Source organism: Singulisphaera sp. GP187, from assembly GCF_900129635.1.
In the GTDB taxonomy this organism is placed as follows: Bacteria; Planctomycetota; Planctomycetia; order Isosphaerales; family Isosphaeraceae; genus Singulisphaera.
Map to the genome: position 1 here is coordinate 6,252,926 of NZ_FSRB01000001.1, position 24,631 is coordinate 6,277,556.

Here is a 24,631-nt window from a genome sequence, read left to right on the forward strand (position 1 = left end):
GATCCCAGCTTCGGCGGTAAGCCGATGGGTTGCCAGCAGCCGGCGCGCCTCTGTATCGTTGAGATATAAGAGGCGACGTGGCCTCCGATCGAGCGCCGCCCCAACAACGACCGCGCGGGCAGACCGGACATCCCTCGTGAGACCAAGACCCGCGCAGGCTGGGGACGCCTTGATTGGCGTCGTAAAAGGGGCTGCGAGAGGACCGGTTCACCGACAAATGATCGATTCCGACGGCTCAGTCCAAGCCTCTGCACGGCTCGCCTCGCTCCGAGAGACCGGACTTCTCGACAGTCCGGCCGAGCTTTCGTTCGATCGGCTGACGCGACTGGTGGCGCGGTTTCTCAAAGTCCCGATCGCGTTGATTTCGCTCGTGGACGACCGTCGACAATACTTCAAGAGTTGTCTGGGTCTGCCGGAACCGTGGGCCACGGCGCGGGAGACCCCGCTGACTCACTCCTTTTGCCGCCACGTCGTCGCTTCGTCCGAGCCGCTGATCGTCGGGAATGCCCGCACGCACCCGCTGGTCCGGGACAACCCGGCGATTGACGAGCTCGGGGTGGTGGCCTACCTGGGCGTCCCCCTGACCACGACCGACGGCCTGGTCCTTGGCGCGATCTGCGCCATCGACCGCGAACCGAGGGAGTGGACCGAGGACGAGGTCGCGGCGCTGACCGACCTGGCCTGCTCGGTCATGACCGAGATCACGCTGCGCCGGGATGTCGCCGATCGCCGGAGTGCCGAGCGGCTGCTCGATCGGTATCGGCTGCTCTCGCAGCATGCGCGTGACATTGTCCTGTTCGTCCGAACCGACGGCCGAATCGTCGAGGCCAACGACGCGGCCATTGCCGCCTACGGCTACGATCGGGACACCCTGCTACGCATGTCGATTCTCGAGTTGCGCGACTCGGAGACGGTCGCATTCGTCCCCGACCAGATGGCCCAGGCCGACGTTCAAGGGGTCACCTTCGAGACCGTCCACCGCCGCAAGGATGGCAGTACATTCCCCGTGGAGGTCAGCTCTCGAGGCGCCGAGATCGCGGGCGAGCGGCTCCTGCTGAGCATCCTCCGCGATATCAGCGAGCGGAGGCGGGCCGAGGAAGAGCTCCGGCATTCTCGCGAGCGCCTGTCGGAGACGCTCGCGCAGCTCGAGGCGCTGGTCGCGGGGGCACCGTTCGCCCTGGCCTTGCTCGACAGCGACCTGCGGTTCGTCCGCCTGAACGAGGCCATGGCCCGGCTCAACGGCGAGCCGACATCCGTCCACCTGGGCCGATCCTATGGCGAGATCGTGTCGGCGGCGGCCGCGATCGACGAATCAGCGCTTCGCGAAGTGATCGAGACCGGGGTTCCCCGGCTCGGCGTCTATCACGAAGGGGAGATGCCGGGTCTCCCCGGCTATGTCGGCCGTTGGTTGAGCAACTGGTATCCGGTCTGTGCCACCGACGGTCGGGTGCTCGGGGTCGGCATCATGACCGCCGAGATTACCGAACAGATGCGTTCGGAAGCGGCGCTCCGGTATAGCGAACGGCGGTATCGCACCCTGATCGACGGCGTCCTTCAGCTCATGTGGGTGAACGATCCCGATGGCCGGACCATCTTCTTCAACCGGCGCTGGCGCGAGTACTCGGGGTTCGCCCCCGAGTTGTTGACCGGCCTATCCTGGCCCAACGTGGTTCACCCGGAGGATCTGGTCCGGTTGCGGCAGATTCGCGATGTCAGCATCCAATCCGGAGAGCCTTATGAGTGCGAGTATCGCCTTCGGAATCGGGACGGTGAGTTTCGCTGGCACATTGCTCGGGTCGTACCGATGATTGATCGCGGAGGGAAGGTGGAGAACTGGTTCGGCGTGGCGACGGATATCCACGACCTGAAGCGCGCCGAAGGGGAGCTGCGGGCGGCCCGCGACGCGGCGGAGGCCGGGACGCGGGCGCGGGATCAGTTCATGGCCGTGCTGAGCCACGAGCTCCGGACACCGCTCACCCCGGTGCTCGTCAGCGTGACGGCGATGCTCGAAGACCCGGAGACGCCGGAGTCGGTCCGCCCGGCGCTGGAAGTGACCAAACGGAATATTGCTTTGGAGGCCAGGCTGATTGACGACTTGCTAGACATCACCCGAATTACCCAGGGCAAGCTGAACCTGGGGCGTGAAATCGTCGATGCTCATGAGCTGATCCGACGAGCGGTCGAGATCTGCCGCGACGAAGTCGGCACCGCCGGGATCGCCCTCTCCATGCACCTGGTGGCCACCGCTCATCATGTCGACGGCGACCCGGCCCGGCTCCAGCAGATCTTCTGGAACCTGATCAAGAACGCGGTGAAGTTCACGCGGAAGGGGGGCATGGTCGTCATCAACTCGTATGACGTGGATGGACCGGCCGGCCCGCGCTTGGTCGTCGAGGTCAGGGACACCGGAGTCGGCATTGCTCCGGAGGCCCTGCCGAAGATCTTCAACGCGTTCGAGCAAGGCGATAACGAGGTCACGAGGCAATTCGGCGGCCTGGGCCTTGGCCTGGCGATCAGTCGGAACCTGACGGAGGCGCACGGCGGGACCCTGACCGCCTCGAGCGGTGGCCGGGGCCAGGGGGCGACGTTCGTGCTTCGCCTGCCCGTGGCGACCGTGCCGGTGCCCTACGCCACGATCCCGGCCCCTCGAATCGAGACCAGTCGGCCTCCTGCTTCGCTGCACATCCTGCTCGTGGAGGACAACGCCGATACGCTCCGGGTGATGAGCCGCCTGCTTCGTCGCCGAGGCTATCAGGTCACGTCGGCCTCCTGCTTCACCTTGGCCCTCGAGGCGGTGGAGCGTGACGAACCGTTCAACCTCGTCGTCAGCGACATCGGTCTGCCGGATGGGAGCGGCCTGGAGCTGATGCGGCGGATTCGGGCCCAACGCGACGTCAAGGGGATCGCCGTGAGCGGCTATGGCATGGAGGATGACGTGCGCAAGAGCCGTGACGCGGGGTTCTGCCTTCATCTGACCAAGCCGGTCGACTTCCCGGCGCTCGAGCAGGCGATCCAGCAGGTCGCCCGCCTTGAAGCCGAGGAGCCGGTCAACCCATGACTCAGTCGCGATCCCATGCTCATCAGTCCGGTTCGGAACGGAAACGAGATCGGCTTCGCGGCGTCAGCGAGCAGCCCGCCAGCCATGGAGAAGGACGGTATCGAGCTTCGATCGGCCGGGGCAAAGGGCGGCAAGTGAACCTGGGCCTCTACCCGGACCGCTGGCTGGCGGCATTCGCCTACAACGCGGCCGTCGAGGCGATTCGCGGCGACCTTCGGACCAAGAACGAGATTCCCGAAAAGCAGCAGCCGAGCGCCGACCAGGTGCGCCGGATTACGGCCCGGGTCCGGTGCCGCCTCGGTCTGGACACGCCGACTCCCCCCGTCGAGATTCCGCCGACGGCCGAGCAGTTGCTGACCTTGCTCGAGATCACGGTCGCCAGCTTCTGGAGAGGGCAAGTGGCCACCCATGTCGCCGACCTGGGCCGCGAGCTCGGGATCGCCGCCCGACGGCTTGCCGAGGCCGCTCGGCTCCTGCTCTGGAGCCATTCCTCGGGCCATCCCACGGCCCGCGACGCCCTGGCTCACCTCCTGGCCCGCAGGCTCGACCACACCTTCCGCCGCGCGGACGTCACGCGCGCGGTGCTTGACGACGACGGCGACGATGAGCTTCGCCTGGCCCGCTGGCTCGTCTACCCCGACGAACTCCCCGGTGGCGGCGGGTTCCGCGACACGATCGCCCTCCTCTACCTCGATCGCGACGCCGAAACGGCCGATTCGAGCCAGTCGGCCACGACCCCCGCATGGGCCCTGACCCTCGGCGTCGTGCCCCCGTTCAGTAGCGACCGAATTCGGTCCGCCTATCGGGCACGCTCGAAGACCGTTCACCCCGATACCGGGGGGGACCACGCGGAATTCGTCCGCCTGCAAGCCGCCTACGAGGACGCTCAGCGCTACTGCGCGTCGCGCGGACTCTAAGCTAAGGCCGACCGGCCTTTGCTCCCGTCGCGGGAGGTGCCGTCTGGAAGAGCGGGAGCGACTTGACCACGCTCTGGTAGACGCCCCATCCCAGGGGGATCGCGACGAGGATCCAGGCCGTGGCAACTTTCAGAGGAGAAGTCTTCTGCGTGGGGCTGCTCATGTTTCTTTGTTTTTGGCTTGGCCAGCCATCATGGGATGAGTGTAACCTGTGGCACTCATGTTATGATGGGTTGCCTGAGTTTTTATTTGTTTCGTGGACGAGTGATGCGTGGGGGATATCGAGCTCGTTTCGATGATGATGCCGTTCCGCGACGGGGCGAATCAGGAGGTCGCAGATCGCGCCGGCCAGGAGGAGGCCGACCATCAGGTACATCGTCAAGTTGTAGGCCTCGGCCTTGGCGACGCCGCGCTCGACCTGATAGGCCGAGAGGTAGTTGACCAGTTGTGGGCCGAGGACGGCGGCCATCGACCAGGCGGTGATCAGGCGCCCGTGGATGGCTCCGAGGTGCATCGTGCCGAACAGGTCGCGGAGGTAGGCCGGGATCGTCGCGAACCCGCCGCCATACATCGAGATGAGTGACGCGGTTGCCAGAACAAAGAGCGTGACACTCTGGTACTTCTGGGTGATCGGGATGAGGCCGTAGAGGATTGCCCCGACGAGGAAGAAAACGCCGTAGATGAACTTCCGTCCCGTCAGGTCGGAGACCGACGACCAGAAGAACCGGCCCCCCATGTTGAAGAGGCTCAGCAGGCCGGCGAACCCGCCGCCGGCCGCCTCCGTCACGCCGAACATATCCTGACACATTGGGGACGCCTGGCCGAGGATGCCGATCCCGGCCGTGACGTTCAAGCAGAGCACCGCCCAGAGCAGCCAGAACTGCGGCGTTTTCCAGGCCTTGTCCACGGAAACGCTTGCATTGGTGACGAGTTTCTTCGAGGTTGGAGAGGGCGTAAACCCGTCGGGTCGCCAGCCCGGCGCAGGCACGCGGACCGTGAAGACGCCGAACATCATGAACCCGAAATAGATCGCGCCCATCACGAGGAACGTTTCTTGGACTCCGACCGATGTGACCGACTTGAACTGGTTCATCAGCTCGACACCCAGGGGGGCCCCGACGAGTGCCCCGCCGCCGAAGCCCATGATGGCCATTCCGGTCGCCATCCCCGGCCGATCGGGGAACCATTTCACCAGGGTCGACACCGGCGCGATGTAGCCCAGGCCGAGGCCGATCCCACCGATCACGCCGTAGCCGAGGTAGATCAGCCAGAGGTGGTGCAGGGCCACTCCCAGACTGGAGAGCCAGAGTCCGCCACAGAAGCAGCAGGCACTGGCGAACATCGTTTTTCGGGGGCCGACGCGCTCGACCCACCGACCGAGCACGGCGGCCGAGAGCCCGAGCATGATCAGGGCGATCGAGTAGATCCAGCCGACTTGCGGCATGGTCCAGTCGGACCCCTTGATCGAGTGTTCGATGCCGATGATTCGGGTCAGCGGCTTACTGAAGACGCTGAAGCCGTAGATCTCGCCGATGCAGAGGTGAACCGAAAGGGCGGCGGGAGGGATCAGCCAGCGATTGAACCCGGGGGGGCCGATCGTTCGACTTCGATCGAGGAACCGGAAGTAAGCCATCGTTCACCAATCCTGCCTTGGCACGGCGGTCCGTCGTGCCCGATCGGTCGAGAAGAGGAAGCCATCGAATCCCCAAGGGATATACCAGACAACACGGTTCCGGGCCACCCACTCCTCGGAACCGGGATCCCCAGGTGCGACCGGGACGGAGAACTTGACCCATGGCACTGACCATCGAGACAATGACCGAGGCCGACTGGGAATCGATCCGCGCGATCTACCTCGAGGGCATCGCCACAGGCCATGCGACCTTCGAGACCGATGCGCCGAGCTGGGATCAATGGGATCGAGCCCGCCTCCCAGGGGGACGCTTGATGGCCCGTTCCGAGGACGGATCGATCTGCGGCTGGGGAGCCCTGAGCCCGGTTTCGACCCGGCCCGCCTATGCCGGCGTTGCCGAGGCCAGTCTTTACGTGGCGGCATCCGCCCGGGGTCAGGGGGTCGGAACCGCACTTCTCCGCGCCCTGATCGACGCGTCCGAGCGGGCGGGAATCTGGACCCTGCAAGGCGCCATCTTTCCCGAGAATCTGGCCAGCCTTGCCCTGGTCGCCCGGGCCGGGTTCCGCGAGGTTGGCCGGCGTGAACGGATCGGTCGGCGTGACGGGGTCTGGCGCGATACCATCCTGGTCGAGCGCCGTAGCCAGATCGTCGGCACCTGAGCCGCGGGGCTTACCGGCCGTTGCCGCGGGGGTCGGAGAGGTTCATACATGATGCCGCTCCCAGAAGTATGACTGTTTGTTGTTAAGGGATGTGCGCTTTTAAAAAATGCCGGAATCTCGTTCCCATGCTCTGCGTGGGAATGCCGTCCGCGACGCTCCGCGTCGTCTTCCCCGGCGGGTGGGGCCGCGGAGCGTGGGAACGAGTTTCTCCCGCGAATTTCGGCCTCCGGGGCAGACAAACGGCCCGGTTTCGTTGCGACAGAATCAAAATGTCAGATCGTTTTCCTGCTGACGTCTAAGCGGGTGGACTCGGTCCCCCTATAATTCAGTATGATTCGCACACCAATTGACGACGCAACCCGTGATGAACTCCAAGCCTTGCGCCGGAACCCGATTCCGCCGCGGGTCCGTGATCGTGTCGAAATGATCCTCCTCTCCGACGCGGGCTGGTCGGCCCCTCGCATTGCCATCCACCTGGGGGTCTGTGGCCAGACCGTTCGCGACGTCCTCCGGGCGTTCCTCGCCCGCGGCCTCGAGGCGCTGTATCCTTTCCGCTCGGGACCCGCCCCCAACCTCGCCAATCGCGACCGGGTGGCCGACGAGTTGAGGCGGTTGCTTGCCGAGGAGCGAACCTGGACCAGTCGGCAACTCAGTCAAGCTCTCGCCGAGCAGGGGATCGTCCTGGGTTCCAAGCAGGTCCGCCGCCACCTCAAGCGAATCCAGGCCAGTTACCACCGCACGGCCTGGACCCTGAAGCATAAGCAGGATCCGGTCAAAGTGGAGCGAGCCGGCCACATCCTGGACAACCTCAAGGCGAAGGCGGACAACGGGGATTTGACGCTCTACTTCCTCGACGAGTGCGGCTTCGCTCCCACCCTGCCGGTCGGCTATAGCTGGTCGTTACCCAAGCAGCGCAAGTTCATCCGCTACGAGGCTTCGCAACGGCGCCGGGTCAACGCGATGGCCGCCTATCGGCCCTATGGCCGCACGCCACGGCTGGAGGTGTTCACGGCCGAGCGGACCTGGGATTCGTATGACCTGCTTGGATTCTTGAAGGCGTTGCCATGGTCGAGTCGCCCGCGTGTCGTGGTACTGGACAATGCCAGCTTCCACACGAGCGCGGTGATCCGACAGGCCCGTCAGGAGTTGGCGGCATCGGGAATCTATCTCTACTACCTGCCGCCGTATAGTCCGGAGTTGAACCTGATCGAGTCGGTGTTCCGACAGGTGAAGCATCAGGAGATCCCTCAACGGAGCTTTCCGACACGCTGTGAATTGCGGAACGCCGTGGAGACTGGGTTCTCCAACTACGGCGAGCACCTTCCATCAAAAACTCCAAAAAGATTCCGTCCGGCCGCTTAGGACCTCATCGGAACACGATCGGCTGAGGGCAGAATCGCTTCAGCTTGTCGGGATCGAGCTCGATTCCGAGCCCCGGTCGGTTCGGGATCGCCAGGTATCCGGCCTCGTCGATCTGGAACGGTTCCGCGACGATTTCCTCGATGTAGGCCGAGGGGGTCAGGTACTCGACGTACCGGGCGACTGGGATGGCCGCGGCGAACTGGAGGTCGGCCGCGAGCCCGACCGCCGTATTCCAGCCGTGGGGGACGACCAGCATGTTGTGGTCGAAGGCCGACCAGGCGATGCGGCGCGATTCGCTCAGGCCGCCGTTCTTCGTGCAGTCAGGCTGGACGATGTCGAAGGCGCGGCCCTCGATCCAGGGCTGGAACGACTGCCGACGGGTGAGCACCTCGCCTCCCGCGATCGGAACCGGAGAGACCCGGGTCAGCTCGATATAGCCGGCGAGGTCGTCAGGCGGTAACGGCTCCTCGAACCAGACAATGCCGTAGTGTGCAAGCATTGATGCCGTGTTCCGGGCCCAGTTCGTGCCGTGCGGCCAGAACTGTTCGCTGCCCCCGGCGTCGACCATCAGCTCGACGTCATCACCGACCGTTTTCCGCGCGGTTCGGATCAGGCGCTCGTCGAACGCACGGTCGCGGCGGCCGAACGGGCGCCAGCCCATCTTGATCGCCTTGAAGCCGCGCTCGACGACGCTCGTGAGGGTTTTACTGAGCGCCTCGGGCTCGTCGAACAGGATCGAGCCATAGGGCTTGATCGTTTGTCGATAGTTGCCCCCGAGGAGTCGAGAGACGGGTTGGGAGCAGGCTTTTCCCATCAGGTCCCAGAGCGCGAGGTCGATGCCGCTGATCGCATGCTCGACCGCGCCGCCGCGCCCTTGCCAGAAGCTCGCCTGGCGAAGCGTCTCGGAGACCCGTTCCGGTTCGACCGCCGACTCGCCCCGGAGCAAGGGCCAGAGGAGTTCGATCGCCCCGGTCACGAGCGTTCCCGACGTGAAGCAGCTCCCATAGCCGCTGAGCCCTTCGTCGGTTCGGACGATGAGCAGCGTATGCAAGTTTTCCTGGGGCTCGTGCCCCTGCGGCCAGCCGCCGTCGACGGTGGCTCCCGTCAGCGGGCAGACCTCGATCGCCACGATCTTCAAGGCATCTCTCCTCGTCGAAAAAATGGCTGATGCCGCCGCCGGCATCAGCCATAGGGATCGTTGATTCCGAACAGACTGGGGATGGGCGCGACTCGGTGACTTTTGGTTTAGCCGAGTTCCCAGCCCTTACGGTACGACCCGTGGAAAATGGCGTCGGCCTCGGGAAGGCCTCGGGCCTTGATGGCGGCCGCGTCCCAATCGATGGTCTTGCCGGTCCGAATCGCGGCGACCCCGAGCAGGGTGATCTCGGTCAGTCGGGCCCCGTAGGAGAAATTCGAGCTGGCGGCCGGTCCCCCTTTGATCGCGTCGAGCCAGTCGCGGTGGTGGCCGTTCGACCGTGTGAGCGTCGGCTTGGGGCGGGCGAACTCGGCGTCGAGCGCGGCGGGCAAGAGTTTCGGCGGTTGCCCGGCCCCTCCGCAGAGGATGACCCCCTTGTCGCCAATGAACATCACGCCCCGTCCGGGCAACACGGTTTCCGGCGCAAGTGCGTCGGGGATCGGGGGTTTGAGGCCGCCGTCATACCAGTGGAGGACGACCGGCGGATTGTCGCCGCGCGCGCCGAAGTGGTAGGTCACGAGTGAGCCGTACGGGGCGATGTCGGCGTTCATCGCGCCGGCGTTCGACGCCTCGATCCGGAGCGGTTCCTTCAGGTCGAGGGCCCAGGTTGCGGCGTCGAGGTCGTGACAGCCGAAGTCGCCCAGCGCACTGCTGCCGAACGCCCAGAAGTCGCGCCAGGCGACCGGTGCGTAGGCGCGGTCGAACGGACGGGCCTCACGAGGGCCGAGCCAGAGGTCCCAGTTCAAGCCGGACGGTACGGGCGAACCGGAAGGACGGCCCTGGAGGGTCGGGTTCCAGCGACTGGTGCCGACCCAGGCGTGGACGTGCCGCACCGGGCCGATCGCGCCCCCTTGAACCCACTCGACGGTCTCGCGCATCCCGTTGGTCGAGTGCCCCTGATTGCCCAACTGGGTGGCCACTTTCGTCTCTTCCGCCACGGCGGCCACCCGCCGCGCTTCCGCGATGTTATGCGTGAGCGGCTTCTCGCAATAGACGTGCTTGCCCGCCCTCATCGCTTGCAGCGAGACATAGGCGTGAAGGTGGTCGGGGGTGGCGCAGAGCACGGCGTCGATGTCTTTTTCTTTCTCGAGCATCGTCCGGAAGTCTTCATACTCCGCGCAACGGCCCTTGTGCCCTTTGCTCTCGTTGTGGGCGTCGATCTCCGCCCGAATCGGCTCGCGCCCGGCGAGCCCTTTGTAATAGAAGTCTTTCAGGTCCCACTGGGTGGCGGGATCGGCCACTGCGATCAAGTGAGCGTCGGGCAGCTTGAACAGTTCGTGGAGATTACTCCGTCCCTGTCCGCCGGCTCCGATCAACGCAATATTCACCTGGTCGCTGGGCGCGACATGTTTCGGCCCCCCAAGCACATGGGGCGGAACGATCGTGAACCCGGCAGCCACGGCCGCCGAGGCTTTCAAGAAGTCGCGTCGGGTTGGAGTCATCAGGGAACTCGTCTTTGGCTTGAAGGAGGGATGCGTGGAAAAATCGTGGCGAGCGGGGCGCTTCGGCGCAGCCCCGCTCTATTCTTTTCGATGGCCGTTTGAAAGCAAAGGGAGTGGAGGCTTTCCGCACGCCATGGAAATCGTGATCAGGCGGAGTCTTGCTCCGAGGGAGTCACGGCGGCCGGCTCGGAACCCAACGCATTATCGACCGTCCGGGGCCACCATTCGAGTCGAACCTCGTTTCCTTGGACCGCGACGAACGGGCAAGGCGCTTGCTCGGTCCAGGTTCCGCTGTTGATGTAGTGAACGCCGTTCAGCTCGGACAGGGTCGGGAGGTGGGTGTGTCCGCAGGTGACGAACCGGTATCCCCGGCTTCGCGCATAGTCGACCGCTCCGCTCTCGACCCGCGGGCCGTTGCGCTGCCAGCGCTTGGAGATGCGCCGGATCCACCGCGAGGCGCGATGGGGCATCCACTTTTGAATGTAGTAGAAGAGGCCGCAAGCCAGGTCGGTCAGCACGACGTAGTTGGTCACGAACGTGTCGAACTGGTCGCCGTGGAGGATCAGGAGCTCGACCTGGCTGCTCCGGAAGACGTACTCGTCGAGGATCTCGACCCCGACGATGTGGCTCACGATATCGGCGGGACCATCATGGTTGCCCCGGACCCAGACGAGGCGGAAGTCGTCGCGGTCGGAGTTCCGGCGGATGATCTTCAAACAGGCGAAATGACGCTTGGTCAGTCGCGTGAAGTTGAGGTCATCGAAGATATCGCCGTTGATGACCAGCTCACGGGTGTGCTGGACCCCCCACTCGAGGAACTCCTCGAGGAGTTTCGCCTGGCAGACGTCGCTGCCGAGATGCAGGTCGCTGATGACGAGACAGTCGTAGAGAGGCTCCGCCTTGACCGGTTCATCGGACTGAAGCTCATTCATGTCGACAGGCCCATACGAATCGGGTGACCACCGCGGCCCTCGAGCCGGACCGTTGTCATTCTACCAAGCCGAGGCGCGGATCACCCCACCCGAGTTCAAGGACCGGCGGTCGCCCCGATCTCGAACAAGTTTCCCTCAGAGGTCGCGAAGAAATGATATTTCGGCTCATGAAGAAATTGTGAATGTTTGATTCTCCGAACCGTGAGCCGCCGAGGTTCAGCAAGCCTGAGCGATCGACCTCGAAGTGGTCGGGTTTTAATTGGCGAAGCGTGGTGTCGAAAAGGCGGCTTGGCCGTCGGAGAGGCTGTGGTGCGGGGCTCGCCCGGGGCCGGGACTGTGATCCACGGGCGCGAAAATCGCTCGAACGTGATGCTCAGACACCTCATTCTGTCGAGATAAAGTAGCGCAATCAAGACATTTGGAACAGTAAAGAAACTATGAAAATCCGGGGTGATATTGATTTTGGTAAGAGCCAGGGCTAGACTCGGGCCGCCCTCGGAGCAGGGCACATTCAGGGTGATGATTTCGATTGCGCACTCAACGAAGGGATTGCGCGATGACACCGTTCAACGACGGAATTCGCCAGGCCAAGCACTTGATTCACCAGTCGCCTCAGCTTGTGGATTATTGGCTGGAGAGAGCCCGGAGAGGGAAACGGCGTTGGAAAACGCTCCTCTTTCTGCCGGGAAAGCGTCGTTTTCTCAAAGGTTTTATCGCTTGTCTCGAAGCGCATCAGGTAAGCGTTCGTCAGAATGAGGTCGAGAGTGCTCGCTCGCTCGTACGAACCGCTCAACCTTTCGACGATGGCAGTCGACGCGATCAATATTGATTTCAGTCGGATTTTATAATCCAGCCTATCTGCACCGAAAGCCATCCTGAAGCCGGGCCGTTGATGTCCCTTTCGCTCTCGAACGCCTACCATTTCGCTTCGTAATCTTGCTTATTGATGAATTTGTCGAGGTGGGAGCTCTGCTCGCGGGGTTCACGTCATTGGCGTGCGCCGATGACCTGCATTGGGGCGTGTCGGCCTCGGCCCCGCCGTTTTTTTTTAATGAGACAGGCTCGCGAGGTCTCGGAGCGGGCGTTGCGCTCGGGTGGGGGCGAGGCTGTTCTCGGCCTGGGATTAGGATGGGACGGGACTCGTCGGGGCGGGGCTTGCTTCTCTCACGGGAATCGGCCCGTTACAATCAGGCGGTCGCGTCCAAGAGCACCACGTTTCGATCGAGAGACCGGGGGCCGAGATGTCGAATCGAAGGACGTTCCTCAGGCAGGGGGGAGCCGGGCTCGTCGGGGCCGCGGCGGTCGAATGGGCCGGGGCGGCGTCGGCATCGGCTGCCAACTCGGACGCGTCGTTGAAAGTCGGGCTCATCGGCTGCGGCGGCCGAGGATTGGGGCTGCTCAAAGAATTCGCCGCGTTGAACGGGGTCGAGGTCGCCTACATCTGCGATCCCGACCGCCTCCGCGCGGGGGCGGCGAGTGCGGGCGCCAAGCTCGTGGGGCAATCCGGGCCCAAGGTGGTGGATGACTTCCGTCGCGTGCTCGACGACAAAGCGGTCGATGCGGTCATCGTGGCGACCCCCGATCACTGGCATGCTCCCGCGGCTATTCTGGCATGCGACGCGGGAAAGCATGTTTACGTCGAGAAGCCATGCTGCCACAACTTTCGCGAAGGCCAGTTGCTGGTTGAGGCCGCCAAGCGGAGCGGCCGGGTCGTCCAGCACGGCACCCAGAGCCGGAGCAACGGCTTCGTCGCGCACGCGATCAAGCTGTTGCACGACGGCCTGATCGGTGACGTGATGGTCGCCAAGGCGATCAACGTTCAGCGCAGGGCCGATATCGGCCACGGTTCGCCCGGCACGCCCCCTCCTCACCTTGACTACGACCTCTGGGTCGGCCCTGCCCCGTTCGTCCCTTACCAGGCGAACCGGCACCACTACACCTGGCACTGGTGGTACGACTTCGGCACCGGCGACATGGGCAACGACGGTGTCCACGAACTCGATATCGCCCGCTGGGGCCTCGGCGTCGAGACCCATCCTTCGACGGTCGCCTCGGTCGGGGGCAAGTACGTCTTCGACGACGACCAGCAGTTCCCCGACACCCAGTACGTGCTCTTCGAGTACCCGGGAGACGGCAAGCCGGGCCATCGCCGCCAACTCGTCTTCGAGATGCGGATCTGGTCCACCTATCAGCCGGAAGGGTTTGAAAATGGCAACATTTTCTATGGTACCGACGGCTGGATGCTCCTGAGCAAGAACGGGACCATGAGGGTGTTCGATCGGAAGGGCAAGCCCCGGCCGATCGAAGCCGCGGCGGCGAAGCAGTCCGGTCACGCGCAGGACTTCGTGAACGCGATTCGCGAGGGGCGGCGTCCCTCCGCCGAGATTGGCGCCGGCTTCCTCTCGGCGGCGCTCTGTCACCTGGGTAATATTTCGACCCGGGTCGGCCGGACCCTCCACGTCGACCCGGGCTCCGAACAGATCGTCGGCGACGACGAGGCCGCCCGATTGCTCCGCCGCTCCTATCGCGACGGGCACTGGGCCCTGCCTCGGGGAGTCTGAACTTCTCGCCATCCTTTTTTTTGCAACCGAGCCTCCATCATCCTCAGCGACGATGGCGAATGGCTCGATCGGAACCGCCGGGTTTAACGCTGGGCCAATCCGGCGATGGGCACCGGCCTGGATCGTCGTTCGCTCTCTGTCTTCCGGCCCACTCCTCCGCTTTGAGGCAAGCGAAAACTCTGAGGTGAGCGGGGAGCATCGGCTCTCTGTCTTTTTGGCCCACCCTCACGAGAGCACCTTGTCTTTTTGGTCCAATCTAATACGATATTCCTGCTTCGGGCGGACTCCCAGGCGAATCTCCCAGGACAACGGAATTCGCGTTCCTCGCTCGCCGTTGGGGCGAGCGGAATCTCTGGGGCGTCGGGAGCACTCGCGAGGTGGTTACCGATTTCGCCGGTTTTGAGTTACAATGCTCGCGGCCCGATCCTGAACGTCCTCCCCGGCGGTTGGCTGTCGGCCCCAGGATCGAACGCTCCGGCGCGTTGTCGCTCGATGAACCGCGCGGCGGAACCCTGCACGCTCCTCACCTTTCGCGAAAGTGCCGCGGCTGACCGCCTGGGTTCGCGGATGCGGCCGAGTTCGCACGGATGCCATTTGTTTTTTAGATTTGGCCTCTTCATTAGTCTCAGGAATCGCTTGCCATGCGACTTACTGCCTCGCTGAAGCATGCCCTGGCTGTCGCAGCCGCGGTGGCCCTCTGCCTGACCGTGGGCTGGGGACAGGAGGACGACCTCGCCAAAGAACTGCCCCGAATCCCGGCCCACGAGCCGGCCGATGCGCTGAGCACGTTCAAGCTCCACGCGGGCTTTACGCTTAAGCAAGCGGCCGTCGAGCCGGTCGTCCACAGCCCGGTCGCCGTCTGCTACGACGCCGATGGCCGGCTCTACGCCGTCGAGATGCGCGGCTACCCGTTTGCCGAACCCGTCCCCACGGGGGGGATCAGCCTGCTGGAAGACGCGGACGGTGACGGGACGTTCGAGAAGCGTCACGAGTTCCTCAAGGAACTTTCGTGGCCGACCGGGATTGTGCCTTATGACGGCGGTGTGTTCATCACCTCCGTGCCCGACATCATCTACGCCAAGGATACCGACGGCGACGGCAAGGCCGATATCCGCCGGGTTGTGTTCACGGGTTTCGACAACAAGAATGTGCAAGGCTTGCTCAATGGCCTGCTCTGGGGCAACGACGGCTGGATCTACGGCGCGGCGGGTACGAACGGCGGGGACATTGTGAATCCGTCGCAGCCCGGCCTCAAGCCGGTTTCGGTGCGCGGACGCGACTTCCGGTTCAAGCCCGACGGCTCGGCTTTCGAGGCGATCTCCGGCGGCGGCCAGTTCGGCCACGCCGTCGACGACTGGGGCCACCGGTTCGTCTGCAGCAACAGCAACCACATCCGCCAGGTGGTCCTGCCGGCTCGCGACCTGGAGCGGAATCCGGCCTTGACCGCGACGACCGTAACCACCGACATCGCCGTCGAAGGGGGAGCGGGGCCGGTCTTCCGGCTCAGCCCGCCGGAACCTTGGCGCGTCGTCCGGACCCGGCAGCGCGTGGCCGACCCGAAATTCGTCGCCAAGGCCAGTCCGTCGGAGCTGTACGCGGCCGGCTTCTTCACCTCGGCCACCGGTGTCACGATCTATCGGGGGACCGCCTACGGACCCGAATATCGCAACAACGCATTCGTCGGTGATGTGGGCGGCAACCTCGTGCATCGTAAGATCATCACCAAGCACGGGGCGATCCTCCAGGCCAAGCGTGCCGACGAGGGGGTCGAGTTCCTGGCTTCGACGGATAACTGGTTCCGCCCGGTGAACTTCGCCAACACGCCCTACGGCACCTTGATGATTCTCGACATGTACCGCGAGACCATCGAGCACCCGATCTCGATCCCGGAACCGATCAAGAAGCACCTCGACCTCACCAGCGGACGTGACCGCGGCCGGCTCTACGAGCTGCTTCCCGATGGCTTCAAACGGCGCGCCAAGCCGGCCTTGAACAAAGCCTCGACCGTCGAGCTGGTTCAACACCTGGCTGATCCCGACGCCTGGTGGCGCGATACCGCCCAACGCCTCTTGATTGAACATGGCGACAAGTCGGCGATCGCCCCCTTGAAGGATCTGGCCCGTTCCCGGCCCAACGCCCTGGCGCGTGCCCATGCGTTGTGGACCCTCTCGGTCCTGGAAGGACTGGACGACGACCTGATCGTGACCGCCCTGGCCGATGCCGAGCCGGGGGTTCGCGAACAAGCGGCCAAGCTGGCCGGGCCGAGGGCCAACGCGAGCGCCTCGGTGCGGGAGGCCTTGCTGGGCCTGGCCGCCGACCCGGATCCGACGGTCCGGTTTCAAGTGGCCCTGTCACTGGGTGACGTCGCGGATCCGGCGGCAACCAAGGCGTTGGCGTCGATCGCCGCTAACGATGCTTCGGATCGCTGGACCCGGACGGCCGTGTTGAGCTCGATCGGCGGGCGGACCGGCGCCTTGATCGAGGCGCTTGCGGCCAAGCCGGGCTTCTTTGAATCCTCCGAAGGGCGGGACTGGCTGGGCGAGCTCGCGATGTTGATCGGCACCGAGAATCGGCCTGACGACGTCCGGGCCTTTCTCGACCGGTTCGCGGGCGGGCAGTCCGATCCCGGGCTGGCGCGCGTGGCGGTGCTCGGCCTGGGGCGTGGCCTTCAGCGCTCGGGGGGATCGCTCCGCGACGTCCTGAGCGGTCCGGCCGCCGCCAAAGTCGCGCCGCTGTTCGCCAAGGCCGGGCAAGTCGCGGCGGGCGAGGGAGCGCCTGAGGCCCGCGTCGACGCGATTGGCCTGCTCGCCCTCGGCTCGGCCGACGACGCCTTGAAAGTCTTGCCCGACCTGCTCGACGCCCGGCAGCCTGGCACGGTCCAGCTCGCGGCCATCCAGGCGTTGGCAGCGCACCCGGATCCGCGGGTGGGCCCGGCGATCGTCGCGCACTGGAAGGCGATGGGCCCTGCCGTCCGTCGCGAAGCCGCCGAGGCCCTCTTCACCCGTCGTGAACGGCTCACCGCCCTGCTCGACGGGATCGAGTCCAAGACGATCGCGGCCGCCGAGCTTGACCCCGCCCGTCGCAAGGGCCTGCTCGTGATCCCAGATCGCACGATCCGGGCCCGGGCCGAGACGCTCCTCTCCAAAGAGGCGCGGCCCGACCGTAACGCGGTCATCGCCCAGTATCGCAAGGCTTTGGAACTGACGGGCGAGCCGACCAAGGGGAAGACCGTCTTCACCAAGGTCTGCGCCACCTGCCACCGGGCCGAGGGTGCCGGCGCCCAGGTCGGCCCCGACCTGGCCACCGTGACGGGCCGGACTCCTGAAGACTTGATTATCCACATCCTCGACCCCAACCGCGAGGTTGCGCCGAACTATCTCAACTATGTTGTGATCACGGTGGACGGGCGTTCGCTCTCCGGCCTGATCGCCGAGGAGACCGCCGGCGCGGTCACCCTGAAACGGGCCGAAGGGGCACTCGACGTCGTGACCCGGAAGCAGATCGAAGAGATCGCCTCGACGGGCCTCTCCCTGATGCCCGAAGGGTTGGAACAGGGCCTTGATCCTCAGGCTCTGGCCGACCTGATCTCCTACCTGCGTTCCATCAACAGCGGGCCCGCACCGGCGGCCACCCCCGCGAAGTAAGCCCTCGGTCGTCCGAGGAAAACCTGATTTCTTGATGACTCCCCCACGTGGCTTTCACCACCCGCGTGGGGGAGTTTTTGTGTTGAATCTGGTGTTTTGCAAAGTCTGGATAGCCCCAACTGGACCACAATATGTTCATGAAGTTTCTCAAATCGTGTGACTTGCTCGATCGCCCATGAGAGCGTCGTCCGCAGGGCTTCCCTCGTCATGGCCCGACAGGCGTCGCCGATGGTCATCAGTCGATGGAGTGCCCCCTCCTTCGCGCGACTCGGCCTCAACTCGCCCATGAGCAGACTGTACGCCAGTATGACCAGGTACATAGGCCGGTTTTGGCTCTGGGCATCACGCAACTGACAGTCACCCAACCCGAGTTGTTGCTTGCCTCCCGATGGAAGGTCTCCGTGCCTGTCCAGCGATGTCGGTACACTCTCACAATCCGACTCACCTCCCAGGTAATCCGATTCCTCACCAGGATCTTGCAGCACGTCCCGTCGTCGCGGTAGTGCCAGAGGATGACAATCCGCACCTTGTGGTTCACCTCGGGGATCCGCACCGTCACCGTGAAGTACCACTGACGACAGTCACCGATCCACAGCATTTTGCGGTCCTCCGCCGGGATCGACGCCGCCAACTCGTTCGCCTTGAGGATCCGGCCCTTCCACTCCAGTATGCGGTTGGTCTTCAGATCGCCCACGTACCCCTGAGGCCGTCCCAGCTGAACCTGCTTCGCATCCATGTGGTTGAGGACCTCGGCACTGGTGAAGTAGCAGTCCATGGCGAAGTCGCCGAGGATTCCCCGGTCACAGACCCAATCGATCAGCTCGCAGCACAATGCGGTATGGTTGCGAAACGGCTCCTTCAGGGCCTCGCAGATCACTTGCTTGCGGAGGAGCCGGAACTCCAGGGGTAGTGCTTGCCGCTGGTGCAGTCGTAATTGGCGAAGAGGTCGTCCTGGGCGAACTTTTTCCGCTCCTCGGCATGGTCCCAAACCCAGCCGGTGTCGGGAATCAACAGCCCGTCACGATCAACGAGGGCATTGTCAATGGGGATGACCCCCTGATTGCTGTAGCGGGTGGAGGGAGCCTTCTGAAGTTGGTCAAGCCGACGATCGTTGAGCGTCTCGGGATCCCAGGGGGCGGCGGTCAGGAAGCGATTGAGACAGGACTAGTCGGTGGTCTGGGCGAACTCGGCATGGATGCCGAGAACGGTATTCCGGTCGGCGCTGAACAGGCCGGTGAGGTACTTGGCGAAGTGGTGACGTTGGCACTCATTGGTGAAGAGGTCGCCGTACTGGGCCAGGGCGGCTTCGGCCCGCTGGGGGAATTCGTTGATGCCAGGCATCTTCAGATGCTCCGCAGTCCAACTGCGCCAAAAATAAACGGGGGAAAATTCGAGCCTCATTTACCTATTTTAACGCCGCCGCAGGCCAGTTTTTAAAATGCTAGCCCTAAGTTGTGTTAAGCAAGGAAGTTGCGATGCTTGACGGTCTATCTGCGCTCGGGTGCGTCTTTATAGCCCCCCCCCCAAAAAAAAAACAACGGTCCGCGAAATAGCTAAAATTACGGTATTTCCTGATAATATCGCTCCAACTCGGCCAGGAGTAACGGCCGTTGCTTCTGGGAGCGTGCCTTCCTCATGATCGTGCGCCGGTTCCACGCCTCGGTTTGGCACCGCGGCTCCCGGGCGTCCCGATAGGGCAGCAGGTCGTCCGAGCTGAACGGATCGGGATGCGCCGCGTGAGCGTCCAACGCATGCACCAACGTCGGTCCCTCCAGAACCAGCCGAATCCCCGCGTGGCGATGGCCGTGAATCCGCCGCTCGTGACCTTTGAGCAAGCGAAACCAACGCTCCAAATCGAGATTATCCCGAATCGCTTCATACTCCGCCTCGCCGACGAACAGGCCGGCCAAGAAGCTGAGCATCACCGTCGCCATGCCATGGCGGATCGGATCCTCGGTCGCCTCGAATCGATCGATCAGGGCCTCGAACTTCTCCTCCCGATCCGTGACATCCTCAGTCCCCGGCTCCAGCGTCGCAGCCACCTCATTAATCACTTCTACGTATTCTCGAATCACCGCTTGCTGCTCTTTGACTTCGTCCAGGCCCGCCTGGATGCATCCCGACAATCGCCCAAGTTGTTCCTCTGCGAACCCCCTTTTTTCGCGTCCAAGTTTCGTTGGATCGACGCCTGGACCTCGCCCAATGCCTCGGCCATCCGCAAGCCGGGCGGGTGCTGTGGTCCCCCTTGATCGTCATTGAGAATCCCACGCACCGCCGCGCAATAGTTGAGCACCACGGAGCCGGCCGAATCGACCACGGCGGGAGCAAGGTTCGCCGCCGTCGTGGACGCCATGCTGTTGTTGGTGGCATGCGGAGCCTCGGTCTCGGCCTTGGTCTCGGTCTCGGTCTCGGCCTTGGTCTCGGCCTTGGACCGTTGGAGCACGGCCTGCTCAATCTTCCGCAGGCCACGCACCTTCTTCCGCATCTGAACCTTGGTATGGCTGTCGGCTTCCAGGACGGGCTTGGCCACGTCGCGGAGGAAGTGGTTGTCGCAGTAGCGGTGGGGCACGCCGGGGAATTCCGCCGCGATCCCCTTGACGAACGCATCCTGCTTGTCCGACATCCAAAGCGCCACGGGCGTGCTCAAGGATTCGGCCCACTCCTTGGCCTTGGTGATCAGACGACGGACCTCGGGCTCGGCTCCCGAGAGCAACGGCTCGGCGAACCACACGCGTTTCTGGGTCAACTCGCGCACAACATAGAGGGTCTCGTGCCCCTTCTCGGGCTGGAGGCCGTCGATGCTGAGAATCAGTTCCGGCACCGCTTCGTATTGGAGGTGAAGTGCCCCAGCATCTTGCTGACGCGCGGCAAGCATGACCTGATACCGGTGGATGTACTGGTCGATTGCATCGTCGGAGAGCTTGATCCCGTAGTCGTCCCGGAGTTCGGCTTGGATCGAGGAAATCGGCATGTGGTGTGAACAGCGTCGATGACCGATCCAGCAGAGGACGTCCCAACCGATGGCCATCAGAGGCAGAGCGAGGGTGAGTTCAAGTTCGGGACTCTTGGTTTTGGCGTGTCCTGGACAAGCACGATCGGGACAGTGATTGAGCCTGCAGATGAGTTGCACTGGGCCGTCCAAGGTATGGAAACGGCGATAGCGATGATCGCAGATGTGCATCATCCGTCCGCAAACCGGACAGTTCCGGTCCAGGACATCGAGCTCCCAGAAGGCGAAATCCGTGTCCGCAGGCCAATGGTAAGACATCGTGCCGAGCTCCGTAACTAGAAACCAGCCATCGACATCCGAGTCCCAACTCTCACGTTACATCAAGAATCCACGGGTTTCTAGCTGCTTGCCGGACCATTGAAAAAAAAACTGTGACGATCAGCCATTTTTGAATTGACGCTGGCCTGAAAGAAATCATACTATTCAACTGCGACTTCAAAAGGACAGGTGTTGTTTTCAGGAGCGCGGCAAAATGAAAGCCAAATCAGTCTTAGTGCCAGTGATGCTTGTCTTCGCGCTTTGCGGCGCATTCGTAACCGTATCGTTGGAGGAATCGGCAGCAGTTGGGAGAACACTCAATATGGAGGAGAAACGTGCTCTATTTGGCGCAGGCTACAGTGCAGACCGATGTTGTCAGACTGACCCGAGTTGTGTGGTTGAGGAAGTGTGTGCCGGTTTTAATCAAAATGTATGTTCAAAACACTATGAGGATTTTGTGCCATCAAGTGACAATAACAAAACTTGCACGTCTCCACAGCCTGGTGCTACGTGTTACACTCCGGAAATAGTGCCGCCGAATCGCGTGCCGTGCAAATATGAATATAAATGCAAATGGGATGCGACGGCGCAAGTCTGCAAGCAGGAGTTGCTCGGGTATGTTACTGCGTGGGCGCCATCATACTGTAATGATGACACCTGCGGTTGAGGATGCTCTAAAAAATTGGCGGGTGAGTGGATGCTTAGTTTGTCAGCGTAACGGCTTCGGCATCCACTTGCCATTCCAAGCTCAGCTCGGTCTCCCCGGTTACGGTTAAAGAGCAGGATCACGTTTAGTCGACTGGAGCCAGAACGCGATGTCCCGACAGCTCGGTTTTTGTGGTCTAGTTGCTAGCGGTAGGGTTACTGTGGCCCTTGCGCTCTTGGTAATGCCCTGCCCCGTCGTTCTTTCCAAGGCATATTCCCAGGAGAGTAAAAAAGCAGAGGTTTTCGAAATGCTCAAAGATATACAGTCCACGAATCTTAGTACATTCAAAATCGGGTCCTTCGTGGCCCGAGTGGCCATTGTGGTCGGCGCGAGCGAATCGAAACCAGTGCGGGCAAACTTAGAGGCGGAGGTAACGTGGAATGAGGAGCAGATATTTTGGAAATTCCGAGCAACCGACCCGCAAGGAAGCATTATTGGCATGGGGCCGATAGAGTCAGAACCATCTAAATATTTTTTTATGCTTAAAGACAAGGATCGAGTGTCTTCTTACAATGCGAAACTTAATAGGGTATTTGTGAGATCCGCAAAAGGATCCATTCCGCCGATCTTCAATCTGATCCCCTCGGAGTCTTGGTTTAGGTGTTGTCCCCCGGATACACTCGGGGGCCGGCCATGGGTAGAAATGCTCAGCATGTCCAGTAAATTGCCAGGAGTGTCAAATGTTGAGGTGAAGGCATTGACTAGTGATAAAATTACTGTCTTGCGAACTGATCGTGATCGATCGACGGCCGAGATCGAGTTTTCTCTCGCTCACGGAGGCAATGTGACCAGGATTAACTATTCGCCAGCGACTCCTGACACGGCCGCTTTAATCGGCTCTTACGAATGGAATAGACGTTCCGATGGAATATTTGTTTTAGATGGTTGCCACTTTGAGGAAATGGTTCCGGGGATGCCAGGCCAGAGAGGTACTGTGTACGATGCAAAATACACGGATTTTGTAATCGGAACTCGCTCTGGACAGCGGGATTCCCCCAAGCAAAAGTTTCAGTCCTACCTGCCCAAGGACGTTAAAGTGAAGGACGACAAGCTTCCGATAAAGGCGCACAGCGCAACCCAGGGGCGCATGCCAATGGAGAAAATCGCAGTGATGGCTCAAGAGCTTAAGAAGCGGGGCTTTCTGCGTCGAGTTCTTTCTGCGTCGAGTTGATAAATAATCTCGATGCGTAAGCCTTTGTCCCGTGGTGGTGACTGTGGACTGATGAGCGTATTTGTATAGATATGTGGAGTTGTGTGGTTGTCGCTTCTAGCTTGTGCTCCTTGAGCGCATCGGTTTTCCATTGCCCGGAGCAAAGCTTCAGATGGACGGCATCGCTCGCTTATGCTGTCAAAACTCCGGCTGCTCCACTTACGGTCAGCGCAATGCATGGGAATCTCTCGGTCTGCGCCCGCTACGGCGAACCGAGTCACATCCGACTGTTTTACTGCAACGCCTGCAAAGCTCGCTTCTCCGAGCGCAAGGGGACGGCTCCGTTTCAGGCCCATAACCCCAAGGAGAAAGCCATCGCCGTCTTTCAGCACCGCGATGAGGGGTGTGGCATCCGCGTCACAGGGCGGCTCGTCGGCGTCGATCCCAACACCGTCGGTCGACTGGCTCGCATCGCCGGCCAGCATGCCCGCGACGCTCATGACGAGCTCGTGGCTTTTCCCCCGTCAAGCTCGCGATGTCGAGTTCGACGAGAAGTGGCCTTCGTCTCCAAGAAGCAGAAGAACTCAAACCAGCTCGATCCGGCCGATGACCCCAAGGGAGGCTGGTGGGACCATGTCGCCTTCGGCCCCAAGCACACGCTGGTGCTGGCGGTCGTCCCCGGGGCACGGAGAATGTCGAAGATGTCGTCGCTGAGGTCAAGGACCGCCTTGGTGATCGGATGCCCGCGTTGATAACGAGCGACGAATATGCGGTCTGCGAGACGGTAATCGAGTCGATATTCAGTGAAGCCGTTGATCAGGCGGCCGGCCCCGGCCGACGTCCGTTTCGGCACGAGAGGCATCCGGCTCCTGGCTTGATGTATGCCACGGTCCCCAAGGAACGGGAGAACAACGGCGTTGTGACGGTCGATTGGAATGTGGTGTTGGGGAGCCAGCAGGTCGCAGAGCGGGCGTTGGAGCCATCGACGTGCAGCCGGACGATCAACACCGCGCTCGTGAAGCGTCAGCACGCGACAGGCCGGGACCACAACGCACGAAAGGCGAGGAAGACCTATTGGTTCTCGAATGACTGGCGTGTTCACGAGGCGATAATCTATTTCTCACCATACAGCGACAACTTTTGCTGGGGGGGGGGCGACGTTGCGTTCGCGTGGGGAGGATGGTCGCTGGCAGCGTCGAAGCCCTGCAATAGCGGGGCCGGGTTTGCAACACACATCTGGTCGGTCAACGAGTGGTTGACCTTCCCTGCCGTTCGGTAATCCTCCGTCAGCACCGGGCTAGTGCGGATCTCACAAATGTAAACATTGTTTTGCTTGTTTAGGAAGTAATCCGATGGATTTAATTTCTATATGGCATCGTAGGTGATGACATGAAAGCTTGCGTGGCAGCCTTGTGGGCATGTATTGGCGTTTATTTGTTGCAACCGAGCGGTGGTTGAGATGCTGGCGGGTTCGCTCTACTTCTGTAAGTCGATCCGCAAGATAGTTGAGTTTGACTGTTTGAATGACGCTTATTTGAGAATGTCGATGTTCGTCGAAACGCATAGACCATATTATTGCCTCAAATCGGAGTAGTAAAATGCTGCAATCGCGTGCTAGGGTTGTGATTGTTTTTGCGATTTTGTGGTATATTCCCATTTCGTTGGGTCAACTAGTAAGTGTCGACGACAAAAGTTGTGGAGTGAACTGTCTGAAAATCGCACTCATCGCCATTGGCGGACAGGACGACAAGGTCAAGCTTCTTGACGGAATACTCGGACCACCTGAGTCGAAGACGATGGGCTTCTCGATAGCGCAGCTCGAAGAAGCAGCGAAGAAGGTAGGACTTGAGGCTACCGCTGTTGAGACTAACCTATCGACTCTTAAGAATAGAAGTGAAGAACTCGCTTGCATCGCACTGCTTAAAACTAGTCATTTCGTTTGCTGTACGATATTACGTCAACTAGCGTCTATGTGCTCGATCCGTCGAAATCGGCCGGATCATCCGCCATGATACCAATTGTGTATTCGATGCACTCTGGACCAAGAAAGCGTTGTTGGTCTCCAAAATGCCATTGGCTGCCGAAGAACAGTTGTCCGAGAAAG

General features: G+C 62.1%; 16 protein-coding genes and 2 pseudogenes. 11 read left to right on the forward strand and 7 right to left on the reverse strand.

The window, feature by feature from the left end:
• Positions 1 to 217: 217 nt before the first annotated feature.
• Positions 218 to 3,058: a PAS domain S-box protein gene (locus BUS42_RS24460; RefSeq protein WP_074310490.1), complete on the forward strand. Its 2,841-nt coding sequence runs from the start codon at positions 218 to 220 to the stop codon at positions 3,056 to 3,058.
• Entirely contained in the window at positions 3,055 to 3,975 is a 921-nt protein-coding gene (locus tag BUS42_RS24465; protein ID WP_074310492.1) for a molecular chaperone DnaJ, read from the forward strand. The genes BUS42_RS24460 and BUS42_RS24465 overlap by 4 nt, the downstream gene beginning before the upstream one ends.
• A gap of 1 nt (position 3,976) precedes the next feature.
• On the opposite strand, the pseudogene BUS42_RS24470 reads toward BUS42_RS24465, so the two are convergent.
• Positions 3,977 to 5,608 (reverse strand): annotated as a pseudogene (locus tag BUS42_RS24470) (OFA family MFS transporter).
• A 161-nt stretch (positions 5,609 to 5,769) separates the two neighbouring features.
• Between BUS42_RS24470 and BUS42_RS24475 the strand changes: the two are divergent.
• A complete protein-coding gene (locus BUS42_RS24475; RefSeq protein WP_074310496.1) occupies positions 5,770 to 6,267 on the forward strand; it encodes a GNAT family N-acetyltransferase in 498 nt (165 codons plus the stop codon).
• Positions 6,268 to 6,690: 423 nt separating this feature from the next.
• Entirely contained in the window at positions 6,691 to 7,629 is a 939-nt protein-coding gene (locus BUS42_RS43030) for an IS630 family transposase (RefSeq protein WP_159452156.1), read from the forward strand.
• A gap of 4 nt (positions 7,630 to 7,633) precedes the next feature.
• Here BUS42_RS43030 and BUS42_RS24490 read toward each other — a convergent pair whose 3' ends face one another.
• The 3 genes from BUS42_RS24490 to BUS42_RS24500 form a co-directional block, all read right to left on the reverse strand.
• A complete protein-coding gene (locus BUS42_RS24490; protein ID WP_074310498.1) occupies positions 7,634 to 8,767 on the reverse strand; it encodes a mandelate racemase/muconate lactonizing enzyme family protein in 1,134 nt (377 codons plus the stop codon).
• A gap of 107 nt (positions 8,768 to 8,874) precedes the next feature.
• Positions 8,875 to 10,266: a Gfo/Idh/MocA family protein gene (locus BUS42_RS24495; protein WP_074310500.1), complete on the reverse strand. Its 1,392-nt coding sequence runs from the start codon at positions 10,264 to 10,266 to the stop codon at positions 8,875 to 8,877.
• Positions 10,267 to 10,412: 146 nt separating this feature from the next.
• The gene (locus BUS42_RS24500) at positions 10,413 to 11,198 is read right to left on the reverse strand and encodes a UDP-2,3-diacylglucosamine diphosphatase (RefSeq protein WP_074310502.1); all 786 of its coding nucleotides are present in this window, start codon (positions 11,196 to 11,198) and stop codon (positions 10,413 to 10,415) included.
• A gap of 556 nt (positions 11,199 to 11,754) precedes the next feature.
• Between BUS42_RS24500 and BUS42_RS24505 the strand changes: the two genes are divergently transcribed.
• From BUS42_RS24505 to BUS42_RS24515, 3 genes are all read left to right on the forward strand, one after another.
• Positions 11,755 to 12,027 carry a hypothetical protein gene (locus BUS42_RS24505; protein WP_074310504.1) on the forward strand — a complete coding sequence of 91 codons (273 nt, stop codon included), beginning with the start codon at positions 11,755 to 11,757 and terminating at the stop codon, positions 12,025 to 12,027.
• A 412-nt stretch (positions 12,028 to 12,439) separates the two neighbouring features.
• The gene (locus BUS42_RS24510) at positions 12,440 to 13,759 is read left to right on the forward strand and encodes a Gfo/Idh/MocA family protein (RefSeq protein ID WP_074310506.1); all 1,320 of its coding nucleotides are present in this window, start codon (positions 12,440 to 12,442) and stop codon (positions 13,757 to 13,759) included.
• 641 nt (positions 13,760 to 14,400) lie between these two features.
• Positions 14,401 to 17,403 (forward strand): PVC-type heme-binding CxxCH protein, encoded by a 3,003-nt coding sequence (locus BUS42_RS24515; protein WP_074310508.1) that lies wholly within the window; start codon positions 14,401 to 14,403, stop codon positions 17,401 to 17,403.
• A 107-nt stretch (positions 17,404 to 17,510) separates the two neighbouring features.
• Here the strand turns inward: BUS42_RS24515 and BUS42_RS42085 are convergent.
• The 3 genes and pseudogenes from BUS42_RS42085 to BUS42_RS43825 all read right to left on the reverse strand — a co-directional run.
• Positions 17,511 to 18,744 (reverse strand): annotated as a pseudogene (locus tag BUS42_RS42085) (IS701 family transposase); the annotation flags it as partial.
• Between the two features lie 218 nt (positions 18,745 to 18,962).
• Positions 18,963 to 19,478: a hypothetical protein gene (locus BUS42_RS24525; RefSeq protein WP_159452235.1), complete on the reverse strand. Its 516-nt coding sequence runs from the start codon at positions 19,476 to 19,478 to the stop codon at positions 18,963 to 18,965.
• Positions 19,475 to 20,671, reverse strand: a complete 1,197-nt coding sequence (locus tag BUS42_RS43825; RefSeq protein WP_074308007.1) for a hypothetical protein — start codon at positions 20,669 to 20,671, stop codon at positions 19,475 to 19,477. The genes BUS42_RS24525 and BUS42_RS43825 overlap by 4 nt, the downstream gene beginning before the upstream one ends.
• An 815-nt stretch (positions 20,672 to 21,486) precedes the next feature.
• On the opposite strand from BUS42_RS43825, the gene BUS42_RS43040 reads away from it, so the two are divergent.
• The 4 genes from BUS42_RS43040 to BUS42_RS46640 all read left to right on the forward strand — a co-directional run bounded on the left by BUS42_RS43040 (position 21,487) and on the right by BUS42_RS46640 (position 24,539).
• Positions 21,487 to 22,548 (forward strand): hypothetical protein, encoded by a 1,062-nt coding sequence (locus BUS42_RS43040; RefSeq protein WP_143206462.1) that lies wholly within the window; start codon positions 21,487 to 21,489, stop codon positions 22,546 to 22,548.
• Between the two features lie 212 nt (positions 22,549 to 22,760).
• Positions 22,761 to 23,279, forward strand: a complete 519-nt coding sequence (locus BUS42_RS43045) for a hypothetical protein (protein WP_074310512.1) — start codon at positions 22,761 to 22,763, stop codon at positions 23,277 to 23,279.
• Positions 23,267 to 23,806 (forward strand): hypothetical protein, encoded by a 540-nt coding sequence (locus BUS42_RS24545; RefSeq protein WP_074310514.1) that lies wholly within the window; start codon positions 23,267 to 23,269, stop codon positions 23,804 to 23,806. Before BUS42_RS43045 ends, BUS42_RS24545 begins: the two co-directional genes overlap by 13 nt.
• Before the next feature lie 319 nt (positions 23,807 to 24,125).
• Positions 24,126 to 24,539 (forward strand): cysteine peptidase family C39 domain-containing protein, encoded by a 414-nt coding sequence (locus BUS42_RS46640; RefSeq protein ID WP_074310516.1) that lies wholly within the window; start codon positions 24,126 to 24,128, stop codon positions 24,537 to 24,539.
• Positions 24,540 to 24,631 lie beyond the last annotated feature (92 nt).

Excerpts from the sequence above, each read along its gene's own strand:
- BUS42_RS24460 (WP_074310490.1), top strand. The coding sequence starts at position 218 with ATGATCGATTCCGACGGCTCAGTCCAAGCCTCTGCACGGCTCGCCTCG.
- BUS42_RS24465 (WP_074310492.1), top strand. The coding sequence starts at position 3,055 with ATGACTCAGTCGCGATCCCATGCTCATCAGTCCGGTTCGGAACGGAAA.
- BUS42_RS24475 (WP_074310496.1), top strand. The coding sequence starts at position 5,770 with ATGGCACTGACCATCGAGACAATGACCGAGGCCGACTGGGAATCGATC.
- BUS42_RS43030 (WP_159452156.1), top strand. The coding sequence starts at position 6,691 with ATGATCCTCCTCTCCGACGCGGGCTGGTCGGCCCCTCGCATTGCCATC.
- BUS42_RS24495 (WP_074310500.1), bottom strand. The coding sequence starts at position 10,266 with ATGACTCCAACCCGACGCGACTTCTTGAAAGCCTCGGCGGCCGTGGCT.
- BUS42_RS24500 (WP_074310502.1), bottom strand. The coding sequence starts at position 11,198 with ATGAATGAGCTTCAGTCCGATGAACCGGTCAAGGCGGAGCCTCTCTAC.
- BUS42_RS24505 (WP_074310504.1), top strand. The coding sequence starts at position 11,755 with ATGACACCGTTCAACGACGGAATTCGCCAGGCCAAGCACTTGATTCAC.
- BUS42_RS24510 (WP_074310506.1), top strand. The coding sequence starts at position 12,440 with ATGTCGAATCGAAGGACGTTCCTCAGGCAGGGGGGAGCCGGGCTCGTC.
- BUS42_RS24515 (WP_074310508.1), top strand. The coding sequence starts at position 14,401 with ATGCGACTTACTGCCTCGCTGAAGCATGCCCTGGCTGTCGCAGCCGCG.
- BUS42_RS43825 (WP_074308007.1), bottom strand. The coding sequence starts at position 20,671 with ATGTCTTACCATTGGCCTGCGGACACGGATTTCGCCTTCTGGGAGCTC.
- BUS42_RS43040 (WP_143206462.1), top strand. The coding sequence starts at position 21,487 with ATGTCCCGACAGCTCGGTTTTTGTGGTCTAGTTGCTAGCGGTAGGGTT.
- BUS42_RS43045 (WP_074310512.1), top strand. The coding sequence starts at position 22,761 with ATGCATGGGAATCTCTCGGTCTGCGCCCGCTACGGCGAACCGAGTCAC.
- BUS42_RS24545 (WP_074310514.1), top strand. The coding sequence starts at position 23,267 with ATGCCCGCGTTGATAACGAGCGACGAATATGCGGTCTGCGAGACGGTA.
- BUS42_RS46640 (WP_074310516.1), top strand. The coding sequence starts at position 24,126 with ATGCTGCAATCGCGTGCTAGGGTTGTGATTGTTTTTGCGATTTTGTGG.